The sequence below is a fragment of the Actinoplanes sp. NPDC051633 genome, assembly GCF_040681735.1.
Taxonomy (GTDB): Bacteria; Actinomycetota; Actinomycetes; order Mycobacteriales; family Micromonosporaceae; genus Actinoplanes.
Genome location: NZ_JBFAZH010001278.1, coordinates 1 through 2,105 on the forward strand (window position 1 = coordinate 1; position 2,105 = coordinate 2,105).

2 protein-coding genes are annotated in these 2,105 nt (G+C 66.9%); both read left to right on the forward strand.

Annotation, left to right across the window (positions count from 1 at the left end; translation table 11 throughout):
- On the forward strand, positions 1 to 828 hold an 828-nt coding region (locus AB0M20_RS40035; protein WP_364306362.1), incomplete at its 5' end, for a hypothetical protein.
- A 348-nt stretch (positions 829 to 1,176) separates the two neighbouring features.
- Positions 1,177 to 2,105 (forward strand): endo-1,4-beta-xylanase (locus AB0M20_RS40040; protein WP_364306364.1); only part of this gene is annotated, 929 nt, incomplete at its 3' end.

Below are 2,105 nucleotides of genomic sequence, written 5' to 3' on the forward strand. Positions count from 1 at the left end.
ATGCGGGAGATCGAGATCCTGCCGACCATGTACCAGGAGAACGCCGACTTCGTGAACCTGACGGTCAACTCGGTGAGCGGTTCCCTGAAGGACGAGCAGACCATCGAAGATCTGTACGCGCGGCTCGACGACTTCGCCCTCAGCCTCGAGGCCATCCCGCCGGCCCTGGGCAACTTCGCGCTGTTCGCGTTCCGTGGTTTCTACTATCAGGAGCTGGCCCACCTGCTGAGCCTGTCGTACATGCCGCACTCGTGGCGGTCCAACCTGATCCGCTCGCAGCTCGAGCAGCCGGTCACCCGGTTCACCGATCTCGCCGTCAGCGCCGGCGGGAAGATTCGCCGGGACCTCGCCGCCGCGATCAACGCCGAGTTCGCGACCCAGGCGCTCAGCGTCGACTTCCCGCTCATCGCCTCGTATGTCATCGGGCAGACCGACAGCCGCGCCGACCTGCTGAAGACCGCCGTCGAGGTCCGCAACTCGCCGAAGGCGACCGCCTTCCGCACCTGGCTCTACGAGACCGAGCGGCGCATCCGTCACGAGCGGGATCTGCGGGAGGTGCGCCGCGCCCAGGACGAGCTCAACACTCTGGTACGCGAGCTCGAGGTCGACTTCGGACTGCGCAACGCGCCCAAGCAGGAGATCAAGTTCAAGCTCGGACTGCCGGTGCCGAACGGCCCGTCGATCGAGGGACCGGTGCACCTCGGCCTGCCGCGTTGGGTCCGGCGAGCGATGCAGCGCCGGACACATCTGGTGTTCCTGCGGGAGTTGGCTCAGGAGTCGGTCAGCCTGCCGCCGTTTCTGCACGCCTACCGGTCGCTCCAGCCGTGATCGCCGCGACCCGATAAATCTGCCGAGAGTTTCGGGAAAAGTGTTACGCGGAAGCGACCTCAGGGGCCGCAGCGAGCGGCTGTCGGTTGCTGCGATCTCTTCGATCGCCGGAGTAATCCCTGGTCAGCTGGCCTGTGTGGAAGCGATAGAGAACCACTAGCTTCCGCTGTACTTCCGGAAAGTATTGTTTCCGCGCTGTTGCCGTGCCAGCATGACCTCACATTCGCTGACATCGTTCTCCGGTCCCGGATCCGCGGTTCACCGGCTCCCTCGCATGCGCGGCGGCGGGAGATCATCGCGCCTGTGCGGGCCCGCGGCTCCGACCGGGGAACTGAACAAGGAGGCATCGTGGCAACCAGTTCTCCTGTCCCCTCCGCGGACTCCCCGCGTCGTCGATCGCCGGCGGTCCGGCCACTGCTCGCCGCCGCCGCGGTCGCCATCGCGGCACTGGGCCTGGGAGTGGCGATGCCCGAGGCGAACGCCGCGGCAAGCACCCTGGGTGCGGCCGCGGCACAGTCGGGCCGGTATTTCGGCACGGCCATCGCGGCGGGCCGGCTCGGTGATTCGACGTACAGCACGATCGCCGCGCGTGAGTTCAACATGGTGACGGCCGAGAACGAGATGAAGCCGGACGCGACGCAGCCTCAGCGCGGCCAGTTCAACTTCAGCTCCGGCGACCAGATCTACAACTGGGCGACCCAGCGCGGGTTGAAGGTCCGCGGGCACACCCTTGCCTGGCACGCCCAGCAGCCGGGCTGGATGCAGAGCCTTGGCGGCAGCACGCTGCGCCAGGCGATGATCGACCACATCAACGGGGTGATGGGCCACTACCGGGGCAAGCTCGCCGCCTGGGACGTCGTCAACGAGGCCTTCAACGAGGACGGCAGCCGCCGGAACTCCAACCTGCAGGGCACCGGCAACGACTGGATCGAGGTGGCGTTCCGCACCGCCCGCACCGCCGACCCGTCGGTCAAGCTCTGCTACAACGACTACAACATCGAGAACTGGTCCTACGGCAAGACGCAGGGCGTCTACAACATGATCCGCGACTTCAAGTCGCGCGGCGTGCCGATCGACTGCGTCGGCCTGCAGACCCACTTCACCGGCGGCAGCTCGCTCCCGGGCAACTTCCAGACCACATTGTCCAGCTTCGCCGCCCTCGGCGTGGACGTGGCCCTGACCGAGGTGGACGTCACCAACGCGTCGACCACGCAGTACGCCGGACTGACCCAGGCCTGCCTCAACGTGCCCCGCTGCATCGGCATCACCGTGTGGGG